The sequence below is a fragment of the Elusimicrobiota bacterium genome, from assembly GCA_026388155.1.
GTDB lineage: Bacteria > Elusimicrobiota > Elusimicrobia > Elusimicrobiales > UBA9959 > UBA9634.
The window spans coordinates 97,195-122,610 of record JAPLKI010000016.1; the positions used below are offsets into that span (position 1 = coordinate 97,195).

At 51.8% G+C, this 25,416-nt stretch carries 23 protein-coding genes and 1 tRNA gene; 12 read left to right on the forward strand and 12 right to left on the reverse strand.

Annotated features, from left to right (window positions below):
* Window positions 1-68 precede the first annotated feature (68 nt).
* The 8 genes from NTX59_06640 (at window position 69) to NTX59_06675 (ending at window position 8,344) form a co-directional block, all read left to right on the forward strand.
* Window positions 69-563, forward strand: coding sequence for a ribosome maturation factor RimP (locus tag NTX59_06640; GenBank protein MCX5785349.1), 495 nt, complete (start codon window positions 69-71; stop codon window positions 561-563).
* 17 nt (window positions 564-580) lie between these two features.
* Complete coding sequence (gene nusA / locus NTX59_06645) at window positions 581-1,990, forward strand: transcription termination factor NusA (protein MCX5785350.1); 1,410 nt, start codon at window positions 581-583, stop codon at window positions 1,988-1,990.
* Entirely contained in the window at window positions 1,965-4,391 is a 2,427-nt protein-coding gene (gene infB / locus NTX59_06650; GenBank protein MCX5785351.1) for a translation initiation factor IF-2, read from the forward strand. The genes nusA and infB overlap by 26 nt, the downstream gene beginning before the upstream one ends.
* Before the next feature lie 108 nt (window positions 4,392-4,499).
* A complete protein-coding gene (locus NTX59_06655; GenBank protein MCX5785352.1) occupies window positions 4,500-4,910 on the forward strand; it encodes a ribosome-binding factor A in 411 nt (136 codons plus the stop codon).
* Window positions 4,855-5,844 (forward strand): bifunctional oligoribonuclease/PAP phosphatase NrnA, encoded by a 990-nt coding sequence (locus NTX59_06660; protein ID MCX5785353.1) that lies wholly within the window; start codon window positions 4,855-4,857, stop codon window positions 5,842-5,844. The genes NTX59_06655 and NTX59_06660 overlap by 56 nt, the downstream gene beginning before the upstream one ends.
* 104 nt (window positions 5,845-5,948) lie before the next feature.
* Window positions 5,949-6,680 carry a tRNA pseudouridine(55) synthase TruB gene (gene truB, locus NTX59_06665; protein MCX5785354.1) on the forward strand — a complete coding sequence of 244 codons (732 nt, stop codon included), beginning with the start codon at window positions 5,949-5,951 and terminating at the stop codon, window positions 6,678-6,680.
* A 104-nt stretch (window positions 6,681-6,784) separates the two neighbouring features.
* Complete coding sequence (gene ribF / locus NTX59_06670) at window positions 6,785-7,696, forward strand: riboflavin biosynthesis protein RibF (protein ID MCX5785355.1); 912 nt, start codon at window positions 6,785-6,787, stop codon at window positions 7,694-7,696.
* Window positions 7,697-8,056: 360 nt separating this feature from the next.
* Window positions 8,057-8,344 (forward strand): ORF6N domain-containing protein, encoded by a 288-nt coding sequence (locus NTX59_06675; protein MCX5785356.1) that lies wholly within the window; start codon window positions 8,057-8,059, stop codon window positions 8,342-8,344.
* 445 nt (window positions 8,345-8,789) lie between these two features.
* Here NTX59_06675 and NTX59_06680 read toward each other — a convergent pair whose 3' ends face one another.
* From NTX59_06680 to NTX59_06720, 9 genes are all read right to left on the reverse strand, one after another.
* Window positions 8,790-9,833 (reverse strand): hypothetical protein, encoded by a 1,044-nt coding sequence (locus tag NTX59_06680; GenBank protein ID MCX5785357.1) that lies wholly within the window; start codon window positions 9,831-9,833, stop codon window positions 8,790-8,792.
* Between the two features lie 449 nt (window positions 9,834-10,282).
* Complete coding sequence (gene hydA / locus NTX59_06685) at window positions 10,283-11,677, reverse strand: dihydropyrimidinase (protein MCX5785358.1); 1,395 nt, start codon at window positions 11,675-11,677, stop codon at window positions 10,283-10,285.
* Between the two features lie 259 nt (window positions 11,678-11,936).
* Window positions 11,937-12,146, reverse strand: coding sequence for a hypothetical protein (locus NTX59_06690; GenBank protein ID MCX5785359.1), 210 nt, complete (start codon window positions 12,144-12,146; stop codon window positions 11,937-11,939).
* A 37-nt stretch (window positions 12,147-12,183) separates the two neighbouring features.
* Window positions 12,184-12,759 carry a hypothetical protein gene (locus tag NTX59_06695; protein ID MCX5785360.1) on the reverse strand — a complete coding sequence of 192 codons (576 nt, stop codon included), beginning with the start codon at window positions 12,757-12,759 and terminating at the stop codon, window positions 12,184-12,186.
* Complete coding sequence (locus NTX59_06700; GenBank protein MCX5785361.1) at window positions 12,759-14,804, reverse strand: hypothetical protein; 2,046 nt, start codon at window positions 14,802-14,804, stop codon at window positions 12,759-12,761. Before NTX59_06700 ends, NTX59_06695 begins: the two co-directional genes overlap by 1 nt.
* A complete protein-coding gene (locus tag NTX59_06705; protein ID MCX5785362.1) occupies window positions 14,801-15,790 on the reverse strand; it encodes an aspartate kinase in 990 nt (329 codons plus the stop codon). The genes NTX59_06700 and NTX59_06705 overlap by 4 nt, the downstream gene beginning before the upstream one ends.
* 86 nt (window positions 15,791-15,876) lie before the next feature.
* Window positions 15,877-17,229 carry a GspE/PulE family protein gene (locus tag NTX59_06710; GenBank protein MCX5785363.1) on the reverse strand — a complete coding sequence of 451 codons (1,353 nt, stop codon included), beginning with the start codon at window positions 17,227-17,229 and terminating at the stop codon, window positions 15,877-15,879.
* A gap of 36 nt (window positions 17,230-17,265) precedes the next feature.
* On the reverse strand, window positions 17,266-17,736 hold the full coding sequence (gene greA / locus NTX59_06715; GenBank protein MCX5785364.1) for a transcription elongation factor GreA: 471 nt from the start codon (window positions 17,734-17,736) through the stop codon (window positions 17,266-17,268).
* A gap of 155 nt (window positions 17,737-17,891) precedes the next feature.
* Window positions 17,892-17,964, reverse strand: a tRNA-Met gene (locus NTX59_06720).
* A 215-nt stretch (window positions 17,965-18,179) separates the two neighbouring features.
* On the opposite strand from NTX59_06720, the gene NTX59_06725 reads away from it, so the two are divergent.
* A complete protein-coding gene (locus NTX59_06725) occupies window positions 18,180-19,523 on the forward strand; it encodes an NADP-dependent malic enzyme (protein MCX5785365.1) in 1,344 nt (447 codons plus the stop codon).
* A gap of 216 nt (window positions 19,524-19,739) precedes the next feature.
* Window positions 19,740-20,162, forward strand: a complete 423-nt coding sequence (locus tag NTX59_06730) for a response regulator (GenBank protein MCX5785366.1) — start codon at window positions 19,740-19,742, stop codon at window positions 20,160-20,162.
* A 68-nt stretch (window positions 20,163-20,230) separates the two neighbouring features.
* Here the strand turns inward: NTX59_06730 and NTX59_06735 are convergent, their stop codons facing one another.
* A complete protein-coding gene (locus tag NTX59_06735; GenBank protein ID MCX5785367.1) occupies window positions 20,231-20,896 on the reverse strand; it encodes a hypothetical protein in 666 nt (221 codons plus the stop codon).
* A gap of 176 nt (window positions 20,897-21,072) precedes the next feature.
* On the opposite strand from NTX59_06735, the gene NTX59_06740 reads away from it, so the two are divergent.
* Window positions 21,073-21,957 (forward strand): hypothetical protein, encoded by an 885-nt coding sequence (locus NTX59_06740; protein ID MCX5785368.1) that lies wholly within the window; start codon window positions 21,073-21,075, stop codon window positions 21,955-21,957.
* Between the two features lie 132 nt (window positions 21,958-22,089).
* Here NTX59_06740 and NTX59_06745 read toward each other — a convergent pair whose 3' ends face one another.
* Window positions 22,090-22,485: a hypothetical protein gene (locus NTX59_06745; GenBank protein ID MCX5785369.1), complete on the reverse strand. Its 396-nt coding sequence runs from the start codon at window positions 22,483-22,485 to the stop codon at window positions 22,090-22,092.
* A gap of 349 nt (window positions 22,486-22,834) precedes the next feature.
* On the opposite strand from NTX59_06745, the gene NTX59_06750 reads away from it, so the two are divergent.
* Window positions 22,835-24,103 (forward strand): FlgO family outer membrane protein, encoded by a 1,269-nt coding sequence (locus NTX59_06750; GenBank protein ID MCX5785370.1) that lies wholly within the window; start codon window positions 22,835-22,837, stop codon window positions 24,101-24,103.
* 89 nt (window positions 24,104-24,192) lie between these two features.
* Here NTX59_06750 and NTX59_06755 read toward each other — a convergent pair whose 3' ends face one another.
* Window positions 24,193-25,395 (reverse strand): electron transfer flavoprotein subunit alpha, encoded by a 1,203-nt coding sequence (locus tag NTX59_06755; protein ID MCX5785371.1) that lies wholly within the window; start codon window positions 25,393-25,395, stop codon window positions 24,193-24,195.
* Between the last annotated feature and the right edge of the window lie 21 nt (window positions 25,396-25,416).

Sequence of the window (25,416 nt, forward strand, 5' to 3'; positions counted from 1 at the left end):
TATAGTATCAGAAGGTGGCTGAGGTTCAGCCGCTTTTTTTTCTGCCGATAACTGTTCAGGATGCGTATATGGACAAAGAGAAACTGGAAGCTGCCGCCGCTCCGATACTTTCGGAGAGCGGTTTTGAGATAACTGATTTTAAATTATCCCGCATGAACGGCAAGCCTCTGCTGCAGTTTTTCGTTGACAGGTTGACGGAAAGCGTTGCCCACGCGCCTGCGGCAGGTAAGGGGGTTACCCTTGACGATTGCGGCATACTGACGGAAAAAATCGGGGCGTATCTGGACATGAACAACGTGATTGAAGGCGGCTATATTATTGAGGTTTCCTCTCCCGGCATGGACCGCGTGCTGCGGTATGAGAAAGATTTTAAAAAGTTTTCAGGCAGTAAGGTGAAAGTTAAGCTCAAAAAGCCGTTTGACGGCGCCAGGGTTTATTACGGCGCTATCGCCGGCTTTGAAAACGGGCGGGTTCTGCTGTCCGGTGATCTCAAATTCAGCCTTGAGGATATTGAAGAAGTCAGGCTTAACCCTGACGACGAGGATATTCTTAAGGGCGCCTAAAAATAGGGGAATATAAAATGAACAAGGAAAAAGCGTTTAAAGGTAAAAGCGAACTGATAGTGGCTTTGGAGCAGCTGGAAAGGGAGAAAAATATCCAGCGTGAGGATGTTTTTAAAACGATCACGGACGCTCTGGTTTCGGCGCTCAGGAAATATTTCGGCAAGACCGCCCAGATTACCGCGACAATAGATCCGGAAACGGCCGAGATGAAAGGCTTTTTGGTCAAGAAAGTGGTGGAGCAGGTGTTTACGCCTGAGCTTGAGATCACTTTGGAAGAGGCGCTGAAGAAAGACCCCAAGGCCAAACTCGCAGATGACCTGAATATCGAAGTGAGCATACAGGATTTTTCCCGCATAGCGGCCCAGACCGCCAAGCAGGTGTTGATACAGAAAATACGGGAAATCGAGAAAGTGAAAATTTACGATGAATTTAAGCCGCGCGAAGGCGAAATAGTGACCGGGCTGGTGCACCACCTGGCGGGGCGCGATATTTTCGTCGACCTGGGTAAAACCGAGGCCATACTGCCCTATGGGGAACAGATACGCAGGGAACATTACACAATGAGCCAGCGCGTGCGCGCCATCATCCATCGCGTGGACAAGGAAAACAAGGGGCTTCAGATAGTGCTTTCCCGCGCTTCCAACGCGTTCCTTAAAGGCCTTTTTGAAGCGGAAATACCCGAAATAGCCGAGAAAGTCATAGAGATAGTCGACATTGTGCGCGACCCGGGTTTCAGGGCCAAGGTGCTGGTAAGAAGCAATTCCACCAAGGTAGACCCCGTGGGCGCCTGCGTGGGGATAAGAGGCTCGCGTATCCGCGTGATAATGAGCGAACTTAGCAATGAAAAAATCGACCTTATCCCCTACATTGAGGATTCCATGATGCTGCTTGCCAAGGCTTTCGCGCCCGCCACCGTAACTTCGGTGAAGGTTCTGGATAAAGAAAATAAGAAAGCCCTGGTTATAGTGCCGGACGACCAGCTTGCTATAGCCATAGGCCGCGAAGGGCAGAATATCCGCCTGGTGTCACGTCTGACCGGCTGGCAGTTGGAAGTGAAGTCCGAAGGCCAGAAGATAGAGGAAGTAAAGAAAACCACCGAGGCTTCCACGCAGGACCTGCTGCAAATTGAGGGCATAGGTCCCAAAGTGGCCGACACGCTTGTGAAAGTGGGGATGAACGACATACGGAAACTCTCCACTTTGAGCGTTGAAAACCTGACCTCCTTTGAAGGGATCGGAGAAAAAACCGCCCAGAAAATAATAAGCGGAGCGCAGCAATTTATTGAAGAACATCCGGACTACGGAAATCCCCAGGCTGCCCCCAAGGCCGCGGTTGAAGCTGTTGTTGCGGAAGCGGTCCAAGACCAGCCGGCAGAAGATTTAGAGAAAAAAGAGGTGCAAAATGAGCCCAAAGAAAACAAAGAATGATGAAAATTTGAGTGAAGACAAAAAGGCCGGAACTGTGCCCGCGGCCGAAGGCAGCGCGCCTAAAAAGGCTAAAAAAACCGCTGCTGTCAAAGCCGATGAGAAAAAGCCTGCCGCGAAAAAAATTACCGCGCATCCCCCAAAAGCGAAGGCTGCAGAGGCTGTGGGTGCGTCCGATCCGGTCTCCAAGGTGAAAAAAACCAGGAAAATAAAAGCTTCCGCCCCGGCTGTAACCACGGAGAAAACCGTAAAGCCGGCCGTCCCGGCCGCTCCGGCCCATACGGCTCACAAGCCGGAAACCCCGATCCATCCGGCCTCTGTTAAAACACCGGCCCCGCATGTCGTCCACCCCGCGCCAAAGCCGGTTCCGGCAGCGTCTCCCGCTCACAGTGCCGCTCATCCGGCTGCTCCGGCTGCCAAGCCCCATGTGCCGGCCCATGTTAAACCCGCGGCCCCGGCGGCTCACCCGCCCGTAAAAACGGCCGCTCCGGTTTCTCCCGCGGTAAAGACTCCAGTTACACCGCCCCAGCCGCTGAAAGCGCCTGTAGTTCCCGTTCGTCCGGCGGCACAGCCGCCAAAGCCCGCTCCGGCCGCGCCGCCGGCCGCCGTCGTTCCCCCTCCGCCGCCCCCTCCCGCGCCGCTGCTCAAATTGAAAGTGTCCACTCAGCTTATAGTGCGCGAACTTGCCGAAAAGCTGAATGTGAAGACTACCGATCTGATAAAAAAACTCATGGGCATGGGCGTATTTGCCACCATCAACCAGCGCCTTGACCCCGACGCGGCCGCGCTTATCGCCGCCGATTACGGCTACGACCTTGAAATAGTGCCTATGTTCGGCGATGAGCAGGTGGAAGAAAAGGAAGAAAAGGAAAAGCCTGAAAATCTTAAACCCAGGGCCCCCATAATCACTATAATGGGCCATGTGGACCACGGTAAAACCACGCTTCTGGACGCGCTCCGCGAGTCCAATATCGTGGATTCCGAAGCCGGACAGATAACCCAGCACATAGGCGCCTACACGGTAAAGACCCCAAAGGGTCTTATAACCGTGCTTGATACTCCGGGCCACGAGGCTTTTACGGCCATGCGCGCCCACGGCGCGAAGATCACTGACATTGTGGTGCTGGTGGTTTCCGCCGTGGACGGTGTGCAGCCGCAGACGCTTGAGGCTATAAACCACGCCAAGGCCGGCAATGTGCCCATAATAGTTGCCATAAATAAGATAGATTTGCCGAATGCCAATTCCCAGCAGATAAGACAGCAGCTGGCGAACCACGGCCTTAACCCCGAAGAATGGGGCGGACAGACCGCCATGGTCGAGATTTCAGCCAAGAAGCGCCTTAACCTGGATAAGCTGCTCGATACGGTTTCCATACAGGCCGAACTTATGGAACTTAAGGCCAACCCCGATAAACCCGGCCACGGCATAGTTATTGAGTCCGAGCTGGACTCCAAAAAAGGCGTGCTTGCCACCATTATAAATGTGGGCGGCACTATAAAAGTCGGGGATGCCTTTGTGGTGGGAACCATGTACGGCAAAGTGCGCGCCCTCTTGAACGACAGGGGAGAGCGCCTGGACGCCATATATCCCAGCATGCCGGCGGAACTGCTGGGTATAAGCGGCGGAGTGCCGCACGCGGGGGATGTATTGAAGGTGATGGAGTCCGAGAAAGAAGCCCGGCATATGGCGGAAAAACGCAAATTGTACCACCGCGAAGACGCGCTTATACACCAGAAGCATGTCAGTTTGCTCTCGTTGAAGTCGGATGTCGAAAACAAGACCCTGAAAATACTGAATGTCATCCTGAAAACGGATGTGTTCGGCTCAATGCAGGCCATAAAGGACTCGCTTGAAAAACTGAGCACGTCGGAAGTAGCCATACACCTGCTGCATTCCAACATGGGCAACATTACGGAATCGGATGTTCTTCTTGCCAAGGCTTCGGACGCGGTGATATTCGGTTTCCATGTTGACGCTGACGCGTCGGTTAAGGAAGCGGCGAGAACGGCCGGCGTGGAAATAAGGTCCTATAAGATAATCTACGACCTTATAGAGGACGTAAAGGCGGCCATGAGCGGCATGCTTGCGCCTGAAATCATTGAAACGGTTACGGGCCGCGCCGAGATACAGCAGATATTCGACCTCAGTTCCGGCAAGGTGGCCGGGTCGCTGGTGCGCGAAGGCAAGCTCGTGCGCAATCAAAGCGTGCGTCTCATGCGCGGCAAGGCAATAGCCGGCTCCGGTAAAATTTCCGGGCTCAAGCGCTTCAAAGAAGATGTGCGCGAAGTGGACAAAGGCCTTGAGTGCGGCATTTTGATAGAAGGTTTCAAAGACTTCCAGGCCGGAGACATTGTCGAGGCTATTACAAAAGAAGAGAAAACGAGAAGAATAACGAATAGTTGAACAACAGCGAATAGCAAATAGCGAATGGCGAACAGTAATAAGAAAGGTTCCATTATTCTGAATTCTGACTACTGAATTCTGTCTATTGATCAGGTAACGGACTGATTTATGTTTAAACGTGAGGAACGGCTTAAAGAGCTTTTTTTGCGCGAGGTCACGGCAGCACTCCGCGGCGTCAGCGGCCTGAACTCCACAGCGGGTATTCTTACCATAACCGGCGTGGACCTGACCAACGAGGCGAAAGACCTCGCGGTGTATTATTCAGTAATAGGCACGCCGGAGCAGAAGGAGCGCTGCGAGCGCATACTCACGGCCTCCATATGGGACATACGCCAGACTATGAAAAAAAGGCTGCGCCTGCGCATAATCCCAAATCTGGTTTTTAAGTTTGACGGGACGCCTGAGTACGCGGCCCACATTGAAGACCTGTTCAGTAAGATCAAGTCCGAAGAAAAAAAATCCGATGAACCCCCCTCTGATGAAAACCCCCGACCTGGAAAAACAACTGAAGGCGCTTGAGGCGGTAATAGAGCGCTCGGAAAGTTTTTTTATGGCCGGTCACCTGAATCCCGACGGCGACACCATAGGCAGCATGCTCGCTATGGCCTCGGTCTTAAAGCGCCTGGGCAAGAAGGTTTATCTGTTCTCCCAGGATCCGGCGCCCGAGAATCTGGCTTTCCTTCCGCAGCTTAAAAGCGTGAAAATAGCTCGTGTCCCCGATAAAAAGTTTGACGCGGCTATTCTGCTTGAATGTTCAAGCCCGGAGCGGGGAGGCGATATCGCGGCCGTTCTTAAGCGGTGCGGCGCCGTGGTAAACATCGATCATCACCGCACAGCGGAGTTGTACGGGGATGTGAATATTGTGGAACCCAGCGCTTCCTCAACGGCCGAGATAGTTTACCGGCTTTTCTACAATATGGGCGTTAATATAACCAAACGCGAAGCCGTCTGCTTATATACAGGCATTGTCACCGACACCGGGCGGTTCCATTTTCCGGCCACCAGTCCGCGCACTTTGGAAGCCGCCTCGCGGCTCCTCGAAACCGGTTTTAATTTTTCGGAAATAAACGATCTTCTTTACGCCACGCGCAGCTGTCTTTCTCTTAAGATCCTCGGCCGGGCTCTTGAAAGCCTGGAAATAACAGGCGCGGGAAAGCTGGCTGTGATGACGCTCAGGAATAGCGATTTTAAGTCTTTTGGAGCTTCCCCCCAGCACGCCGAAAGCGTCATTAACCATGGTATGATGGTGCCCGGCGTTAAGGCTGCCGTGCTGTTGCGCGAGGACCCTGATAAAATAAACGTGACTTTCCGTTCGCGCGGAAATGTCGATGTGAGCGCGGCGGCTAAGGTTTTCGGCGGCGGCGGCCACATGCATGCCGCCGGCTGCCGGTTTAAAGCGCCCCTGAACGTTGTGCGCGCAAAAGTGCTGCGGCTGCTGCTTAAGATGCTATAAGTGCTCAAGAAGATAGAATTCAGTAGCCAGAATTCAGAATACTGACTACTGAATTCTGGCTACTGTCTTCCTGAAAATGTTTAAGAAGTGAAAAAAAGTGCAAAATGCCAGCCACCCCCCCTCCGGAATTTTCAGGTCTGCTCCTTTTTGACAAGCCTAAAGGCATTACTTCCCATGACGCCGTGGACCTGCTGCGGTGCAAGCTGCATTTTAAACAAATAGGGCACGGCGGTACGCTGGACCCCATGGCCACGGGGCTTTTGCTGCTGCTCGTGGGACCTGCCACCAAAAATCAGGCGGCCCTGCAGGGTTATTCAAAAATTTACAGCGGCGTTATAAAATTCGGTTCGCAGACCGACACCTGGGACGCCGAGGGCAAGGTTACGGCTGAAGCGCCGTTCCCCGCTTTAAACGAAGAGGCCGTCAGGACCGCCGTGGCCGTTCTCAGCGGGAAAATAACTCAGCAGGTCCCGCCTTTTTCGGCCGTGCGCTTTCAGGGCCGGCGCCTTTACGCCATGGCCCGCGACAAAGCGGTTATGCCGGAAATAAAGCGTTCCGCGGAAATTAAGTGGCTTTCCTGGGCGCTAAAAGGCGCGGAGCTTGAATTCGAGATAGAGTGCTCCAGCGGCACATATATACGCTCCATAGCGCACGAGCTTGGCAACGCGCTCGGAGTCTTCGGGCATCTGGCCGCTTTAAGGCGCGAGTCTATAGGACAGTTTAAGGTCTCTGATTCCCTTACCCGTGAGGCGATGCTCGCCTTAAGCGTGCCGGAAATCCGGGCGAGGCTGATAAAGAGTGTAGAGTGGATAGTAGATAGTGTAGAGCGGGAATAACAGAAGTGAATAGTGGATAGTGTAGAGATTATAGAGAAATTCATAAGATACTCTACACACTACACTCTCCACTATCTACTATCCATTTTTCGGTGTGAAAAACCATGTTGAAATTACTTACCATCGGCACTTATGACGGTGTGCACAGGGGGCACCGCAAAATAATTTTAGCCGCGCTCCGCGACAGCGGGAAGCTGGCTTTAAAGCCGGCCGTGGTTTATTTTCCCTACCCCCCGAAATTCTTTTTTTCAAAACAGACCGAGAACTGCCTTATAACTCTGCCGGAGGAACGTGAACGCCTAATGAAGCAGGCGGGCGCCATTTGTGTGCAGCCGCTGTCCTTTACCGCAAAGCTGTCCGCCATGCCGGCTGAGCGGTTTTTCTCGGATATTCTGTCGGGTTTACTGGGCGCTGGCGGGCTGATAGTGGGGCGAGATTTCGCCCTTGGGCGGGAGCGCAGGGGCAATGTGGATTTTTTAAGGAAGGCGTGCGTGGACGCGGGGCTTTTTTTCAGGGCTATGACGTTCGTGCGGCATGGAAGGCATAAGATTTCCTCCAGTCTCATCCGGGCTTTTCTGCACTGCGGCAATGTGGAGGAGGCCAATGTCTGCCTGGGGTGGAATTACAGTGTTTCGGGTGTTGTGGTGAGGGGCGCTGGGCTGGGGCGGAAGCTGGGGTTCCCGACGGCGAATATCGCGGCGCATCCGGCTAAGATTCTGCCGCCGGGGATATTTGCGGCGCATGTGAAGCTGGGCGCGGAGACTTTTGAGGCTGTGCTGAATGTGGGCAGGCGGCCGACGGTGGATACGCTGGGCGCTCGCATGGTGCTTGAAGCGCACATTCTCGATTTTTCAAAAATGATCTACGGCAGGAAACTCGAAGTGGTTTTTTTGAAGCACATCCGCCCGGAGCGGAAGTTCCATTCCAAAGAGTCCCTCATTCATCACATCCAAGAGGATATCGTAAACGCCCGCCGGTTCTTCGCAAAACTCACAAAAGAAAAAATTGCGCTATAAGGTAACGCCGGGTTTATAGCTTTGGGTAATGGCTCCGCGAGATGCCCAGTCGGGGCTTGTCCCGTACTTTGGCTTCTGGAAAAAGTGCGGGGTCCTGCCGAGGGATTTGCCGCGCGGGGGTCGGGTCCTCCAGCGCGTCGGCCCTTATCCTCGCCCTCCTCTGACTGCAAGCCCAAGTCGGGCTCCGGAAAACCCCCGCGCGGCAAACCCCTCGTCACCCCTCCAAAAAACCGTCACACATTACGTTTCTCAGGCGATATCCCCCGGCACTTCTTAAAATTAATAGGTTATTTCCCCCGTCCCGCACTTTGGCCCACTTCGGAAAAAGTGCGGGGCCCGCCCTTTTTACGATAAATCCCAATACCCCGCCCAGTTCGCGGGCGAAGAGTGATGATAGATAACGACCTTGCGGCCCTTTATGGCGTCAAAACAAAATATATTAATCAGCAGGTAAATCGCAACATAGAACGCTTTCCTGAAACCTTTATGTTCCGGCTTACCCCGGCTGACAAGAATGAACTGGTTGCAAATTGCAACCGGTTTGAAAATTTGAAACACTCTTCCGTTATGCCAAGGGCTTTTACGGAACATGGTGTCGCCATGCTGGCAAGTTTCCCGCGCGCTCCAAGACCGGGTTTTGGCGGATAAGCACGGGGTCTTCCGCCGGCTCCGGAACGCGCCGGCCCGACATAGCGGTCCGGCTTGAACGGTCCTCGCCGTTCCTAATAACAGGCCGTCTGATGGACATAGGCCCTTGGTAGACGACCCCTTCCCAACTGCTTAAGGGACACCGCATGGCGGTTTCCCCTCCTGCGCAAGCATTGGGATTCGCTCCAGCCCCCGTGCTTAAAACCCTAAAAGGAGCGCGCAGGAAATCCGCCGGCGACCCTTCGTCGTACCAATTTTAAAATTTAGGTTGTTTCCCCCTCCCAAATTACGATACACCCTAATTACCCACCCCAAAAATTAAGTTATTGAGATATCGTGTAGCGTCTCCCTTACTCACATCCCAATACCCCGCCTAGTGGTCGCAGCCAGACTAATATTCAGTCTTTCAACAACGTCCCGTATACCCGTCCAGAACCGAGACTTTTTAGACGGCTTCCTCGTATACTAAGGTTCCGCCGGAAAGAAACGCCAGGTCGAATCCACAATATTCTTTTACAAATTTAGTGAGATCCGGATTTGGCGGCTGTTGAATCGCTAAACACAATTTTAGGACTTTGCTCCCCCCCTCATACAGGTAACCATAGTACATAAGCTGCGCAACTCCTAAACGCAACTGGCTTTCAAGAGTGGAAGGACGACAGGACTTTACCTCTACAATCAGTTTGGTTCCGTGTTTTTTTGCAAGAAGGTCAACACGCTTATCTTGGTAAATTCTAAAACCATTGCAGGTTAGATATCCAGCCATCTTTTCCCTCAAATGTTCATGTTCCTGGCAAGATTCTTTTAATCTTTTATTGTTTTTTAGGATACGCAAGATTTCACCAAAAGAGAAGGCACTAAACTCTTTGCGGGAAAACGCTTTCAATTCAGACTTGGGGATATTTCGGAAACAGCTATGTTGCCAGTGTTTTGCAGGTGTTGTCTTAAGGCCGGGAAAATATTCGCGGCCTAATTTTAAAACTTTTTTATACTCTATGGTTTTGTCCAAGTTGTTATTTCTCAGCATCCACAGGATATTTCCAAAGATAGTCTTGGCTTCTTTTGGCGAAATATATGTAATATACCGGCCGGGTTCTTTGTTCTTTGGTAAATGGGATTTAAGGTCCAACTCAAGATACTGCGGGAGCAGTATCGCAAATTGTTGTGGTGCTCTAAAGTTTGCTACTGATTGCGCACGTTCTTTATAGCATTCTTCAGCTTTTCCATAAAGGCCGACTATAAATCTTTTCCTTTCCGGAATATTTGTGGAAATAAAAAATATTACCCCGCCTTTCTCAAATGAAGGGAAAGATTTTCCGTTATTTTCAATAAAACCATATTGATATTTCCCTTTTTGAGTTTTAAAATTCCAAGATTCCGACGCTATATGCTTAGGATTAGCTCCCACCCATTTAAAATTAGATTTATCATGGCTGATCCCAGACCATTGCCTGCTATTCCATGTTATATTGCCAAGCATGAATTTCATGTTTTCTCCCATATAACTGCACTTTTCTGATTATAATCCTACCGTAATTGGGGGCGGGTGGCAAATTTTCATTGGGGAATATAACCGGGTGGGTAATTCGGATGTATCGTAAAAAGGGTGGGGCAAATAACCTATTAATTAAAAAAACGCGAAGATGGATAAAAACTGGAGGGGTGGCACCGGGGTATATTTGCGGGGGTTTTCCGGATAAGATATTTACCTTAAACTAAAATAATTTCCTTGTAAGGGCCGGGTGTGGGGTTGCTCTGTAGCCACATAGCGGATGGGAGGCTCCAATTCTGATTGGAGGGAAACCACGGGAGGGTTTCCTACGTGGCGGAATGGGCAACCCCATACCTGGCCCGCTCCCCTACCCGACCCCCGCAAATATACCCCGGTGACAGGACCCCGCACTTTTTCCAGAGGCCAAAGTGCGGGGCAAGCCCCGGCTATACTATTTCGGGTTTCATTCGGCGCTGGAATTTACCGGTGGGGGTTTTGGGGGTGGTGAGCTTGCCGTCCTGGGCTATTACTTTGCCCCTTAAAATCGTGTATTTCGGGAAACCGTAGAGCTTCATGCCCTGCCAGGGAGAATAATCCGTGTTGTGGCTCATGGTCCGCCAGTCCGCCTTGCGGCCGGCTTTCGGATCTATTATCGCGAAATCAGCGTCCGAGCCCGGGCTTATAACTCCCTTGCGCGGGTAAAGCCCCGTAATCCTTGCCGGGTTCTCGCAAAGCATTTCAACCAACCTTTCAATCTTGATTTTGCCTGCCTTCACCCCAAATGTATAAACCGCCGCCAAGAGCGTCTGCGACCCCGGCAGCCCCATAGGGAGCTTTCTTATGTCTCCCCCCCAGGCGTTCTTCTGGGCGCGGGTGAAGGTACAGTTGTCGGTGGCTATTACCTGAAGTTCCCCCGCCGCAGCGGCGCGCCAGAGCGCCGCGTTGTCCGCTTTGGTCCTCAGCGGCGGACAGCAGGAATAAAGATGGCCGTTTTTGCCCTTAAAGAGGAGGTCGTTCAAGACCAGATATTGCGGGCAGGTTTCCCCCATCACACTGAGGCCCGCCGCACGGGCCGCCTTGACTATGTTGGCCGAGCCGCCGGCGGAAAGATGCACAAAATATACAGGCGCGCTCGCGGCGGCGGCCAGCACTGAAACCCGGCCCACAGCCTCGGTTTCAGTAAAAGCGGGATGCGACAATGGCAGGGCTTTTATGCCTTTCGTGCCGGCGTATCTTTCGGTGAGCAGGTCTATGATCGGGCCGTTTTCAGCGTGTACGCAGATAAGCGCGCCCAGCTTTTTGGCGGTTTCCAGAGCGGAAAAAAGAGCCGCATCTCCCGCCATAAGGCCGCGCGCGCCATAGGCGGTGAACATCTTAAATGTGGGCACTCCGGCTTTGACAACGGCTGCCATTTGCGCGGCAGGTTTTTTAAGCTTATCCCAGCCGGTTAGCATGCAATGGAAGGAAAAATCGCTATAAGCACGGCCGGCTGCCCCTTTAATCCGGTCGTTCAGGCCTTTGACCAGGTTTTCACCCGGCCCCTGTCCGGTGTAATCAATAAAAGTGGTCACCCCCCCGCAGGCGGCGGCGGCGGAACCAGTGATGAAATCGTCCGCGGTATAACGCCCGGGACCAAGGCGCAGGCGGAAGTGGGCGTGCGCGTCTATAATGCCGGGTAGGACCAGCAAGCCGCGCGCGTCAATGATGCGGCCAGCCGGAATGGCATTTTTTGATGGTTTTTTTATCCGGGCGATTTTTCCGTTTTTAACGAAAATATCGCAAAGCTCCGCGCGGTTTTTTATAACCGCTTTGCCGCCCTTTATTATAAGGTCAAAACTCATTTAGGGCTCGTGACAGAATAATATAAATAATTTGCCATGGCGAAATTGGAGCGAGACGAGGAACGAGGAGCGCGCATACCGGGAGTATGTAAGTGACGAGTGACGAAGTCGTAGCCCAATAGCGCCCTGGCCCCCAGGGGGGAGGCCCCTCTTTGGCCAAATTCTTTGTTGCTCCTCACTCACATAGACCCGCTATGCTCACTCGTCGCGCCTAGAATTTGTCTCAAAGCCGGGTCTCCAAATTGTTTGTAGTATTCTGTCACGAGCTCTTGGTGGAGTGGTGATGCGCGAAAATAATGTTATAGGTGAGCCAGGTGGCGGAGATGAAAGTGAAAGCGCAAAGCACGAACCAGCCCCATATCGCCTGCGGGTTGCGTTCGGTCTGGGTTATGATATAGGCCAGATAGCCGATGAACCAGGTGGCGATCAGCCAGAAAACGGCAAAAATTGAACGGATGATAAGCGCCATACACCAATTCTATAGATTTACCCTGATAGTGTCAATGCTATATGTTCGGCTTAAAGGAGGCGACTACTTTGGAAAAGATCTTTAGATAAGTATTCGCCGCGTCCTTTGGGGCCTGGAGGCTCAGGACAAAAAAACCTTTTTTTGCCGGCATTATAATGTACTTTTCGTACATCAGGACCATTGTGGGAACAGCGGCTCCGGGGGGTACCGAGATGTAACGCAGCTTTTCAAAACACTTTACTTTCCGGTCGTTCAGATTGGAGTCTTTGGGGGTTGTGGTGGTTTCCCCTTTTATCTTTTTCCTGGCTTGCAGGCTGACGCCGATATACTCTTCCGGCGTCTTAAAGCGCAGGTGGTCCGGGCCGAAATATATAAGTGAGATGCTTGGAAATGCGCTGTTTTTGGTCTCCGTGTCCGTGAGATCCACTCCGTACTGCTTTTCCTGACGGCCTAAGAGTATCTCCTCCTGCTTGTCCCAGCCGGAGGGTATCATGGCGGTAAAAAAATTGCCGTCACAGATAAATTTTTCAAAAGGGCGGCTGTTTTTGTTCTGCGCGTTGAGCATAAGCGGGGCCATAAGCAGGGCCAGCGGAAACAAAATTTTTATTTTCATCAGCTGTCTCCTTCAACTGCAAGCGGGGGCACGCCGCGGGGATAGAGTTTTTTGGCTCTGCCGGACTTGTCGGCCTGGTTAAGCCTGTTCATCTCCGTGTCAATAAAAGTCACATTATCCCTCTGCTTTTTCATGGCCTGCTGATACCAGGGGTAGGTTTTGCTTACCATGTCGTCCAGCTGCGCGTTTGAACAATTCTCCGGCCGTCCCGCCCAGCAGTTGTTGGAGTCGGCCTTCGGGAACGCATAGTCTTTGGCGGTCTTGCGGAGGTTTTGCTCCTTTAGCGCGTTTTCAAGCTGGGTGAAGCTCTTTGAGGCTTCGCCTTCTATACCGTGGAGATTGTAATAGCGGATCATTTGTTTAATTCCCCTTGCGCCGCCCGTTTCCGCTGTTTGAAGCACTTCGTTGTCAAATTTGCGCAGGTCCCTCATGTAAAGAGCGTTGGTCTTCGGGTCGGCCAGCTTTTCTTTAAGGAACAGCGACTGCCTGCTGAAAGTGCCCACTTCATCGTCAAGCGTGTATCTGTAAGGCAAACCATGGTCTCTGGCCCATTTATCGTCCTGCTGATGCGTGGCCTCGTGCACAAAGGTCGGAGCCACATGTTTGGAAAGCCGTTGGACATATTCATCATTTTTTGGGTCCATCAGCTCTTTGGCGGTCACGCCTTTGTCTTTCATCCACTGTTCTATCATGGTCTTATTTAACGCAATCTCCCCCGGCGCCGGATTCATAGCGCCGCAAGTTTTGAGCCCTTGCGGACAATAAGCCGCCCCGGTAGAGTCCGATTTGTATTTTATCACCTTTAATTTAAGCGGGGTTTCCGAAGAGCCGTCTTTGTTCGCAGCATTATACATTGAAAGCAGGCCATCGCCCACTTTTGTGCCCTTCAACTCTCCGCCGGAATAGGCGCCGGTTTTGTCATCTTTTTTCCCCACCAGCTGGCCCTGAAGCCGCACGGCCAATTGAGAGGCCTCATCGTCAGTAAGAGTGTATTTGTCCCGTTTAACGGGCCCTGCAGCCGGAGAACCCGGCGGGGGCACCGGTTCGGCACCGCTCAGGTTTGAGCCGTCAAAAGCCTGTCCGAGGGTTGAGAAACTGTTCGCATCGGAGTTTATGCCTGCCAGCTTAGCGCTCGTTGCGGAGATCCTGTCTGAACTTTTTTTAATGCCCGTATTCAGGGTGTCCGCCGTTTTTGCTTCTTTGATTTTATCCAGGTACGCCCAAAGCTTAGTTCTCATTTCGGGGTCAAGATAATGCTCGAGAAAATCTTTCAAGGGCGCCTGTATCATGCTGCATCTGGCATTCTCCGTGTCCATGAAATCGGGGTTTCTTCCTGTGAGGACATCGTCCGCGATTATCGCGGCCATTCTCCGGTTCACTGTTTTCATTTTCCAGGTTTCTTCTGAATAGCCCTGGCTGGAAAGTGAAACCGTATATTTAGTACAGTCATATCCCCCGAACAGCTTCTTTTTGCATTCCGAAAAGTAGTTCAAGGTGTCCCATTCATACATGCTGAATTCCGTTGTTATGTAAAGTTTATTCGCGTAGGTCTGAACCCAGGGCAGGAACCTGTCCGGCTGCGGGCCAAGGCCCAACTCGCAAAGCGAACAAGCCTTCGCCTCATTGTCAAAATCAAACAGCTTGATCATTTTTTTGCGTATAACACATCTTCCGCCATTATCCAGGCGGAGATCGCTTGAGTAAAATTGCCCCAGCTCTTTGAACATTTCCTCGTGTTTCAGTATGAAAGGCAGCTTAGTGGTGTTTTCCGCCTCGTCTTTTTGCTTGAGTTTTTCAAGAAGCCGGTCGTCATCTTTATGGAGGGCCGTGACGCAGGTTTCCGCGTTTTTGGGTGAATATATTTTATCGGTGATGTTCGATTCGCAAAGCTGTATCGCGGCGTTTTCCTCTTCGGTAAATTCTTGCGCGAAAGAAAGAAGGCAGGGAGTAACGGCAAAGCCAAAAAGAACGACAAATACAGCGTTAAATCTTATTTTCATGGTATTTATAGTGTAATGCCGGCGCCTGTTTTTGTCAAGGGTCATTTGGCCCGGCGCCCTATAAAGACCTTATGCAGGACTTTCAACATATTTTCCCCGCTGTGCTGGTCCGTAAGTAGTGTCGCTTTAGCGGGGAAATAGGCATCTTTCTCCAACTGGCAGCCGTTCGCGAGAGCGGAGCGCCGCACGGCGCTCTTTATTTCGGCGCTGTTAAGCATTGAGCCGATAAGGGTTATTTCGGAGTGTTTTCCGGTTTTGCGCATGCAGAAACATCGTACTTCCGGCTTTTTGCCGGCGTGCTTAAAATCCCCCACCAAAGTTCCGGGTTCGCTGTCAAAGGAGGAACGAAGCACGAGGGTTATTTTATGTTTTTTTGCACAGGCCACGGCGCGCAGCTGGCGCACTTCAGTTCCCGCTTCGGCCAAAGCCATTACTTCCTCGTAAGAAACGCGGGGAAGCTTGCGGGCGGAGGAAACAATGGCCGGATTTGCCGTGTAAATCCCCTTTACGTCGCTGTAAAGCTCGCAAATTTCCGCTTTGAGGGCGGCAGCCAGCGCCACGGCGGTCAGGTCGGAGCCGCCGCGGCCGAGGGTGGTAATGTCGCCGGAACGGTTAACGCCCTGGAAACCGGCCACAACCGCTATTTTTCCTTTTTTTAATTCGGCAATGATCCTTTTCGGGTTCAACGCCAGCACGCTTGCGTTTGAAAATGCGGAGTTGGTTAAAATGCCGGCCTGCGCGCCGGAAAGCGAAACGGCCCGGTGCCCCGCCGCTTCAAGCGCCATGGCCGCCAGGGTTACGCTTAAGCTCTCGCCGGTGGAAAGCAGTGCGTCCAGCTCTCTGGCATGTGGATCGGGATTTAATCTTCGCGCGAGTTCAAGAAGTTCGTCGGTCACCTGGCCGGGGGCGGAGAGGACCAGCACCACGGAAAAGCCTCTTTTCTTCTCCGCCGCGGCGCGGCCCGCCGCCAGCCGTATCTTTTCGGGGTCGGAAAGGGAGGTTCCCCCGAATTTCATTATTTTGATTTTCATCAGGCTGGGGCGAGGGATTGAAACTCAGGTGCTGGAAAAGTATTCCGTTCTTATCCCTATTCGCTATTATCTATTCGCTGCCGTTATCACACCATCGTCGCTGTAACCCTGATAACCTCAGACAGCGTGGTAACCCCGGTGCGGGCCTTGATTATGCCATCCATTAAAAGAGTTCTCATTTTGCCGGTTTGCACGCCGGTGCGTTTTATCAGGTCGGTGGGGGCGTGGTCTAAAACCTGCTTGCGGATCTCCTCGTTCATTATCATCAGTTCAAAAATGCCGGTGCGGCCCAGATAGCCTGTATTGCGGCATTCGGGGCAGCCCTTTTCCACCTTGTAGGTGGCGCCGGGCTTGAGTATAAGCTCTTTAACTATTTTCCCCTCGGCCGGATCCATGTTTTTTATGAATTCGTTTACCACCGCTTCGGAGGGCGGGGCGGCTTGCTGCGAACAATGCGGGCAGACCTTGCGTACCAGGCGCTGGCTCATGGCGCCAAGCATTGACGAAGCGATTAAGAACGGCGGTATGCCCATCTCAAAAAGCCGCTCTATGATGCTGGGCGCGTTTATGGTGTGTATGGTGGTAAACAGGAGGTGTCCCGTAAGGGCCGAACGGAGGCTGATTTCAGCGGATTCATAATCCCGTATTTCCCCGACCATTATCACATCCGGGTCCTGCCGCAATATGGTGCGCAGCCCCTCAGCCCAGGTAAAACCGGTTTTTGCGCTTATTTGCGCCTGGTTAAGGCCCTCAAGGCGGTATTCCACGGGGTCCTCAAGCGTGATCACATTTATCATCGGGGTGTTGATGTTCTTTAAAATGGCGTAGAGCGAAGTGGTTTTGCCTGAGCCGGTGGAACCGGTAATGAAGAAAATTCCGTATGGGTTGCGGATAACTTTCTTGATTATAGTCAGGGATTCCTGGTCAAGCCCCAGTTGTTCAATGTCAAGGCCCAACTGCTGGCGGTCCAGCACCCTTAGCACCAGTTTTTCGCCGTTGACCGTGGGGAAAGAGGAAACGCGCACTTGTATGGCGCGGCCGCCTATCATCTTCTGAAAACGGCCTTCCTCGTTGCGGAAAGAGGTGGGCGGTTCGGGGTCAAACCCGGCCAGCACCCTTATTCGCTGGGTAAGAGGGATGTCGGAATTCTTCGGAGAATTAAGCATATCCTGCAAAATTCCGTCAACGCGGAAGCGCACGCGCAGATTCGCGCCCTGGGATTCTATGTGCACATCGCTTGAGCGCTCCTTAACGGCGTAGTCAAGTATAAGGTCGCTCAAACGGATGGCCAGATCTATGCCGGGTGTGCGTCCTTTGACCTTTACAAGCTCGTTATAAGCGTCCTCGAGGGTGCTGCCCAGCGCCGGATGCTGCGAGTGCTGCGTTTGTTGTCCCTGAGCGTTCCCGCCTTCCTGTTTGTCGTTTCCCCAAAATGCCATAAAGCCTCCTGCGCCGATGTAGAGTGAAATAATTTATCAGTATTCAACCAAAAGAATTTCAAAATCCTTTTCCCCGCCCGGCAGTGTGATTTTAACCTTATCGCCGGCTTTGGAGCCCAGCAGCCCCTGCGCCAAGGGCGAGCTTACTGAAATTTTTCCTTCCGCGGGGTCCGCCTCATCGGTTCCGGCAAGCGTATAGTTGATTTTTCTGCCTGAGGCCGCGTCAAGTACCGTAACCCTGGCTCCGATGCGTATATATTCGCGGTTCACTGTCAAATCTTCAACTATTTTAGCGGAATTCAGCTTTACCTCGATTTCGCCTATTCTTTTAAGAACCATCCCCTGGCGTTCCTTGGCGGCGGCGTAACCCGCGTTCTCGCGCAGATCGCCCTGTTCGCGGGCCTCGCCTATCTCTTTTGCAAGCTCCATCTTCTGGCGGTGGAAATTTGCCAGTTCCTCTTTAAGTTTTACAAAACCGTCCCTGGTAATATATGTTTCAGACATCATTGTTCTCCCCCCCACCTGTCGCATCCCGCGCCGCACTGCGTGCCCTTGAGTAAATCAGGCGGCAGAAATCAGAGGTCGGAAAGGAATCTGACATCTGCCTTCTGACCTCTGGCTTCTTCCCTGTGCCGTACCCCTGTTCGCGGCTGAAAATAGCGTGGCACCGAGTGGAATTGAACCACTGACCTAGCGCTTATGAAACGCCCGCTCTGACCACTGAGCTACGGTGCCACCTAAATCTGGCAAACAGCGGCCGCTTATCGGTAACCGGCAACTTTACGGGTCGCTGCTTTTTTGCGGGCAGGTTTCTTCACCGGGAGCCGGCAGTCCGCCGGCTTTCGGGTGAAAAAAAAGTATATCAAAAAAAGAATTGTAATAACAAACTTTATTTATTAGAATTCAGACATGGATTTGGCGTAAAATCTTAACAAAAAAAGGAAGATACAATGTCCGACACAACCCAAAAGCTGTCAAAAGAAGAACTTCTTAAAAAAGCCAACAAGCCGGCGCTGGACGCCATGAAACTTCATCCTTTTTATAAGGGTAAGATAGAAATTTCCCCCAAATGCTGCGTCAGGAATATGGACGACTTCGCTATATGGTATACGCCGGGAGTCGCGGCCGTCTGCAAGGACATAGAGAAAAACCCCGAAACAGTTTATGAACATACCAATAAGGGAAACATGGTAGCCGTGGTTTCCGACGGTACCCGCGTGCTGGGTCTTGGCGACATAGGCCCCGAGGCCGGCCTGCCGGTTATGGAAGGCAAGAGCCTTCTTTTCAAATATCTGGGCGGAGTGGACTCGTTTCCCATCTGCCTTGCTACAAAAGACCCCGACGAGATCATAAAGACCGTCCAGTACCTGGCGCCCAGCTTTGGCGGTATCAACCTTGAGGACCTCTCCCAGCCTAAGTGCTTCTACATTCTGGACGAGCTCCGCAAGACCATGAAGATCCCGGTATGGCATGATGACCAGCAGGGCACGGCCACCGTGTGCCTGGCGGGGCTAATAAACGCCCTTAAAATAGTGGGCAAAAAAATAGAGGATGTAAAGATAGTGCTGGTAGGCGCGGGCGCGGCCAATATACGCATAGGCACCCTTTATATGGCTTATGGCGCTAAGCCGGAAAACCTGATCTATGTTGACTCCAAAGGCACTCTCCACAAGGGCCGCGCCGATCTTAAAGACCAGAAAGAAAAGTGGCACATGTGTGAAATTACCAACGGCAGGCAGATAAAAGGCGGCGCGCAGGACGCTTTGGCGGGCGCGGATGTGCTGAGCGCGGCTTCCACCCCGGGGCCGGATACTATCAAGAAAGAATGGGTCGCCGGAATGAGTAAGGATTCCATCGTTTTCGCGACGGCGAACCCGATTCCGGAAATCTGGCCGTGGGATGCGAAAGAGGCGGGTGCGCGCGTGGTTGCCACCGGCCGCTCGGACTTCGAGAACCAGGTTAACAACTCGCTGGGTTTCCCCGGCATTTTCCGGGGAGTGCTGGATGTGCGCGCAAAAACCATTACCAATGAAATGTGCATAGCCGCGGCTGAGGCGCTGGCCGGTTACGCCGCCAGGAAGGGCCTTAGGGCGGATTATATTATGCCGCGCATGGATGAGCCTGAGGTTTTTGTTGAGGAAGCTGTTGCCGTGGGGCTGATGGCCATCAAGCAGGGTGTGGCCCAAAAAATCCTCTCCGAGGCTGAGTTGCGCAAAACCGCCGAATTCGCCATAAGGCGCGCCATAAAGGACACTGAGCTAAGGCAGAAAGAAGGCATAGTGAAAATGCCATAACAGCAGCGAATAGCGGATAGGGGATAGCGAAGAGCGAAAGCCCGGGGAAACTTTTCCGGGCTTTTGCTTTGACCGGGGCGCCGTCAACCGAAAGGGACACAAACAAACAGCCCCTTACGCTTGCATATTAAGCGCGTTGCCCGGCTGAATTTAAAATGCGGATTTACTGTGAATTTTAATATAATATGACATTAACGCTTTGCGCTGGGGGTTATTATGTCATTGCTTAATATTTTCAAATCTAAAGAACCGCTGGTTATGATGGTGGATGATGATTTAATGCTGATGGAAATGTATGAAGCGTTTTTGGAAGCTTTGAACTGCAAGGCGCTTAAAGTATTTGACAGCAGAGAGGCGCTGTCATCGGCAAAAAAATATAAGCCGCAGCTTATTCTGCTGGACATCATGATGCCGGGGATCACCGGCCTGCAGATCCTTCAAAGCCTGAAGATAGAACCGTCCACAAGGGAGATTCCGGTGATGATGATAACAGGCGAACAGAGGGTTGACGACCTTGAAACCGCTTTCAAATTCGGCGCGGTGGATTATATGATCAAACCGGCTGACCAAGTGCAATTTGACCAAAAGATCAAAAAACTGCTCGCTCCGGCCGGATATTCTTTTCCCGGAGTCAACTAAGGGTAACACTTCAGTTTTTGGTAACTTGTTTAATTACCCGCCCGCATCTGCCGACTTGCGGGCTTTTTTTATTTTACAGGAACAAAAACGGTCACATGTTCCTTGGCTTCAGGCTGGGCCAGGAAATCACCCGAACCGCCTATATCCGCGCAGGCGTCGCTGCAGCCGTAGCGCACCCCGTCCCTGTCCGCTATCACCTCTATATGGCCGTGATCGGCGTTGGCATGGCCATAGGCGTCCTGCTGGCGCGGGTCATACACGACTATACTGCCCGCCGACATCGCCTCGAAACTGTCCGGGGTAGGGATGATTTTAAGTTTGAAGCCCTTGAGCCATTCCGGGTTGTCTTTCGCGTATTTTGCGAACTGGAATGCGCTGGTGCCTGGTACGTCCGGGTCGTCCGGAAAACCGGCCTTCACCAGGACGTCGTACCAGACAGCCTGATAGCAACGGCCGTGGAAATCATTTAACGGATGTTTGAGCGCGAGCTCCGCCAACAGGGCGGCCTTGTCGGTGTCTATTTCTCCGTCAGCCGCAGCTTTAACCGCCGCGCCTACGCTTGCATTGAAGCCGGCAGGAGAGGGTATAGAGATCGGAATATAATCCTGGCTCCGGGAAAATTCCTGGACGCTCAGGCCCTGAGTAAAAAACTGAAGTTGTGGCAAAGCGGTTTGCGCGTGGGCGGCGCCGGCTGATATCATGGCGGTGAAAATCGCTTTAATCAGAGTTTGCATATTGCCTCCGTGCTGCATGGTATGTTATATCACCGGGGTTGATGAAAATCAACCTGCTTTTGGCCCATGGCGGGATGGGTCCAAAGTCCCATGGATGCAGTGTAGACCAAAAGACCAGGGCGGAATGGGTCTTTTGTATCTTATGGATTCCGGTTCTTTCTTGTATGCTTTCTTGTATGCGAATCTTTAAACATATACGCAAAGCCGGGTTAATGGCGGTTTTGGCTTCACTTCTCTCCAATACCGGAGTAAAGGCCGCTGATATTTATTTTGACGGCTCGTCCAGCGGGCTTTCTTTTTCCGAAGCCGTTCTGAACATCAAAGAACAGACGAAAAGCCTGAATGGGTATAAACTCCAGCCTTCCGTCGCCACTGTTTACGCCGGAACCACACCTTCCACTGCGCTCATTTCCGGCGCCAGGACTTACGACTTTAGGACGCTTTATAAAGATTTGGGCTATCCGGACCCCGCCTATTTCGGCGCGAGTCCGGAGGAGGTCCAGGATCTGGAAACTTATACCAGCAAGGAAGACACTTTTTATAAAGAGGTCAACGATTATCTGCGCTATTATCCAGAGCCTTACACTTGGTACGGTACCAGTCCTGAAGCGGCTAAAGCCATGGTGAATAATATAGACCATGTTTTCACAAGAGTGCCGCCTCTTCCCGGAGATATAATTCTGTTCCGCGGCATCGGTCTTGGATTCCGGGCTAACAAAAGCTATGAGATAGGCGAGGAATTTATTGAAAAAGGCTATGCTTCCACCTCGACTTCATTTAAAGTGGCGCACTACTTCGCGGTCGAAAAGGATGACGGTGACGGTAATTCCCGGAAAGCTATCCTGGCTATCTATAATAACCGCCCTGGAGAAAAAGGAATACTTATAGACGCGCAGGAAGACGAAGTCATTTTAAAGCACGGAACGAAATTCAGGGTAATGGCAAAAAAAGATACCGGCGAAAAATACGATTTTTATCTGGTGCAGGCGTGCTCCGCGCCTTGCGAAACTGCACTCAGCGAAGGTGTCCGCAATTTTTTTGGGAACTTTAACGTGCGATAAACACTCCATACGCGGTATTCCTACACAGCTGAAGCTAAATAAAAAAGACCCTTCGGATAAGGGTCTTTTTATTTATACGCCGGGAAAGGTCCTGATCAGGTAAGGCTACGAGACGCACGGCTGTTTTTGGCTTTATCGGGGTTTATGGAAGAGAGAGTCCAAGGTTTGGGGTTTAGATTTATCATCTGATGGATTATCGTCCTTGTCCGGGGAAAGCGACGCCTTAAGCCGTGATCGCGGCGGCCGTCGGACCCCGGCCTTGAATAGTAAAACTCCTGTGGCCGCCCCCATAACGCCGGCTAAAAGCCATTTATGGAACCACAGCGCCAGGAAACCTGAACCCGACAGAACAAAGTAAGATGCGGCCAGAAAGCCAGCCCCCATCTGGTCTCTGCGCAGGTTTGCCGCCGCCCCGGGATTTTTACATACTAAATAAGCGTAAAGCAGAAGTGCAGTCAGGCAATGGGCCGCGGCTATGATAAGCAGGCCTATAAGCAGAAGGATAGGCCCGGCAAAAAATAAAAGCATGAAGACCGCCTGCCGGGAACTCTCCGAGCTTAACTTAAACACGGAGAACACTGCCAGTCCTGTTAAGACAAGCCCATCGATAACCAAAGGGATCGACTGCGGCTTATGTCGTATCAGTTTTGGAAGCCATATAAGGGCTCCTATCAGACAAAACGCAAGTAAAAATTCCAAAACCGGAGGCAATGCGGGCATAAGCGTATTTTATCTTTTTTTACAAAGGGAAAGAATTGAGTGCCGGAAGGCACTGATCTATCATTCTATGAGCAACGTCCCATAGGCCCGTAGGCCGTTACTACACGGAAAAGTGCTATCATGTTCCCGGTATATTAAGATGGCTCAGGGAGCTGCCGTGAAGATTAACAACTGTCTCGCTTTTCTTGCTTGTTTTGTTTTTCTGGCTGGCTGTGGTAAAAACATTAAAGACGGGAAAATAACAAATATTTTCGCTCCCGATCCTTATGAGCGGCTGGCGGAAAAGATCTCCGACGGGCATAAATACCTTTCAAATAAAAAGGTGGCCGTTTTGCCGTTCTCCTATACCGACAAGCGTGTTTCTACCGACGGGGTGGTCATATCGGAAAGACTGTTAACCCGCATCCTTAATAGAAGAGAATTAGAAGTAATAGAACGCGGCCTGCTTGAAAAAGTGCTCTCCGAACTGAAACTTCAGCATTCCGGCGCCATAGATGAAAATTCCATAAAAGGCCTAGGCAAGATACTTGGCGTGGAAGCGGTGGTGACCGGCACTCTTACCAAATACAGGAATGGGCTGATAGAGATAAACGCGCGCCTGATAAAGACGGAAAGCGCGGCGGTGCTTTCGGCGGCGGCAGAAACCGTTATGCCGGATTGGGAGACGGCCGTCGTCCCAGCAGTTACGCCCGCGGCAGGGCCTGTTTCTTCCGTGACTTCAATAACCAGAAAGGTTTCCCCTACTCCGGTTAAACGGACGAACTGCCCTGGCGGGATGGTGTATTACTGGAATTTTGACGATGTTTCAGGTACTGTGGCAAATGATGTATTCGGGGGCAATAGCGCCTGGCTCAATGGCCCAGTACCTACGATGTCGGGAAAAGTAAATTCCGCGCTGACGTTCGAAGGCAATAACTACTTGAAAGTAAGTGACTGGCCGGGTATTAAGATATCTAAAGAGGTCACGATAGAAGCCTGGGTAAACTATAAGACCATAAATTTTTTCGATTCCGGAGCTAGAATATTCTGCAGATCGGGTTCTTACTGTTTCATTATCGGAGGGCCGGAAAATCACGATAGCAATCTGGCCATTTATATGTGGGGTTTGTCAAACCCGGGCTGGTATAGGGGAAATACCCGTCTGCTTCCTAATACATGGTACCATGTCGCGGTCACGTATGACGGTTCCAGGATAACTTCTTACATTAACGGGGAGATAGACAGCTCGTTCGGAGCCGCCGGTTTGCTGGAGCGTGGGACCAACAATGCGTTTATAGGGTGGGATCCGGAGGCTGCGGCGGGATACCATGCCCCCTTAAACGGGGTAATAGACGAGGTTGCGGTCTATAACAGGGCGCTGAACCGGAGCGAGATAGCCGACCATTATAACAAAGGGCTGCTGGGAAAAGGATATTGCGCTCTTTGAAAGCTGCCTGCCTTCAACGAAATACGCATTCTCACTTCTATCGGACAGGGTCTTAAAAGCGTATAAATCCGCTATTTTTTATTTTCAGCTTACTTTTTCAGGATTCGCTTGAATTCTTTGGTGAGAGCCGGGACGATGTCAAAGATATCTCCGACTATCCCGTAGGTGGCTACTTTGAAGATGGGGGCGTCGGGGTCCTTGTTTATGGCTACGATGACTTTTGAGGACTGCATGCCTATCAGATGCTGTATCTGCCCCGATATCCCGCAGGCTATGTAGAGCTTCGGACACACCGTTTTGCCGGTCTGCCCCACCTGATGCGAGTATGGGATCCAGTCGGAGTCTACGGCGGCTCTGGACGCTCCCACGGCGGCGCTGAGTACCTTGGCGAGCTCACGTATCATTGCGAAATTTTCAGGCCCGCCCAGGCCCCGCCCGCCGGAGACAACGATGTCCGCTTCCGCCAGGTTCATGGTGTCTTCCAGCTCTTCGATGACCCCAAGCAGTCTGGTGCGCGATTTCATCACTTCTTCCGGATAACTCTTTCTTATAACTTCGGCCTTGTGCGACTTGTCTATCTCGGCCTCTTTCATTACTTTGTGCCGGACCGTCGCCATCTGTGGCCTGTGGTTCGGAGTTATGATGGTGGCCATGATATTGCCGCCGAACGCCGGCCGGGTCTGTAAAAGAAGCCTCTCCCCCTCATCAATGTCCAGGCCTGTGCAGTCGGCGGTAAGTCCCGCTCCGATCTTTACCGCTACGCGCGATACCAGGCTTCTGCCGATGGTGGTGGCGCCGCAAAGTATGACTTCAGGCTTATATTCCTGCGCGAGCTTTACAAGGATTTCCGTATAGGGGTCGTCCTGATAGGATTTTAACGCGGGATGGTCGATTATATAGATCTTATCAGCGCCCCGCTCTGAAAGCTTCTCTATCGCGGATTCTATGCCGCTTCCCAGAATGACAGCGCAGAGTTTCACTCCCAGCTTTTTTGCGAGTTTACTCCCCTCACCTAAAAGCTCGAATGATATCGATTGTATGACGCCTTTTTTCTGTTCGCAGAAAACCCAGACGTCCTTATATCCGGAAAGATCCTTCTTCTGCTCCGCTTCCTTATGCAGTTCTATGGCGTTGAATTTACATATCTCCACGCATGCGCCGCAGAGGGTGCATTTGGCCATGTCAATAACGGCTTTCTTATTGGCCATATGTATGGCGCCAAAAGGGCAGGCCTTTACGCAGAGCGTGCAGCCGGTGCATTTATCCAGCAATATTGTTATGTGGCTTGGCATTTTATTTCACAGCTCTCTGGT

What these genes read in the sequence shown, in the direction of transcription:
- NTX59_06640 (MCX5785349.1), top strand. Translation starts at nt 69, where the DNA reads ATGGACAAAGAGAAACTGGAAGCTGCCGCCGCTCCGATACTTTCGGAG.
- nusA (MCX5785350.1), top strand. Translation starts at nt 581, where the DNA reads ATGAACAAGGAAAAAGCGTTTAAAGGTAAAAGCGAACTGATAGTGGCT.
- infB (MCX5785351.1), top strand. Translation starts at nt 1,965, where the DNA reads ATGAGCCCAAAGAAAACAAAGAATGATGAAAATTTGAGTGAAGACAAA.
- NTX59_06655 (MCX5785352.1), top strand. Translation starts at nt 4,500, where the DNA reads ATGTTTAAACGTGAGGAACGGCTTAAAGAGCTTTTTTTGCGCGAGGTC.
- NTX59_06660 (MCX5785353.1), top strand. Translation starts at nt 4,855, where the DNA reads ATGAACCCCCCTCTGATGAAAACCCCCGACCTGGAAAAACAACTGAAG.
- truB (MCX5785354.1), top strand. Translation starts at nt 5,949, where the DNA reads ATGCCAGCCACCCCCCCTCCGGAATTTTCAGGTCTGCTCCTTTTTGAC.
- ribF (MCX5785355.1), top strand. Translation starts at nt 6,785, where the DNA reads ATGTTGAAATTACTTACCATCGGCACTTATGACGGTGTGCACAGGGGG.
- NTX59_06680 (MCX5785357.1), bottom strand. Translation starts at nt 9,833, where the DNA reads ATGAAATTCATGCTTGGCAATATAACATGGAATAGCAGGCAATGGTCT.
- hydA (MCX5785358.1), bottom strand. Translation starts at nt 11,677, where the DNA reads ATGAGTTTTGACCTTATAATAAAGGGCGGCAAAGCGGTTATAAAAAAC.
- NTX59_06690 (MCX5785359.1), bottom strand. Translation starts at nt 12,146, where the DNA reads ATGGCGCTTATCATCCGTTCAATTTTTGCCGTTTTCTGGCTGATCGCC.
- NTX59_06695 (MCX5785360.1), bottom strand. Translation starts at nt 12,759, where the DNA reads ATGAAAATAAAAATTTTGTTTCCGCTGGCCCTGCTTATGGCCCCGCTT.
- NTX59_06700 (MCX5785361.1), bottom strand. Translation starts at nt 14,804, where the DNA reads ATGACCCTTGACAAAAACAGGCGCCGGCATTACACTATAAATACCATG.
- NTX59_06705 (MCX5785362.1), bottom strand. Translation starts at nt 15,790, where the DNA reads ATGAAAATCAAAATAATGAAATTCGGGGGAACCTCCCTTTCCGACCCC.
- NTX59_06710 (MCX5785363.1), bottom strand. Translation starts at nt 17,229, where the DNA reads ATGGCATTTTGGGGAAACGACAAACAGGAAGGCGGGAACGCTCAGGGA.
- greA (MCX5785364.1), bottom strand. Translation starts at nt 17,736, where the DNA reads ATGATGTCTGAAACATATATTACCAGGGACGGTTTTGTAAAACTTAAA.
- NTX59_06725 (MCX5785365.1), top strand. Translation starts at nt 18,180, where the DNA reads ATGTCCGACACAACCCAAAAGCTGTCAAAAGAAGAACTTCTTAAAAAA.
- NTX59_06730 (MCX5785366.1), top strand. Translation starts at nt 19,740, where the DNA reads ATGTCATTGCTTAATATTTTCAAATCTAAAGAACCGCTGGTTATGATG.
- NTX59_06735 (MCX5785367.1), bottom strand. Translation starts at nt 20,896, where the DNA reads ATGCAAACTCTGATTAAAGCGATTTTCACCGCCATGATATCAGCCGGC.
- NTX59_06740 (MCX5785368.1), top strand. Translation starts at nt 21,073, where the DNA reads ATGCGAATCTTTAAACATATACGCAAAGCCGGGTTAATGGCGGTTTTG.
- NTX59_06745 (MCX5785369.1), bottom strand. Translation starts at nt 22,485, where the DNA reads ATGCTTTTATTTTTTGCCGGGCCTATCCTTCTGCTTATAGGCCTGCTT.
- NTX59_06755 (MCX5785371.1), bottom strand. Translation starts at nt 25,395, where the DNA reads ATGCCAAGCCACATAACAATATTGCTGGATAAATGCACCGGCTGCACG.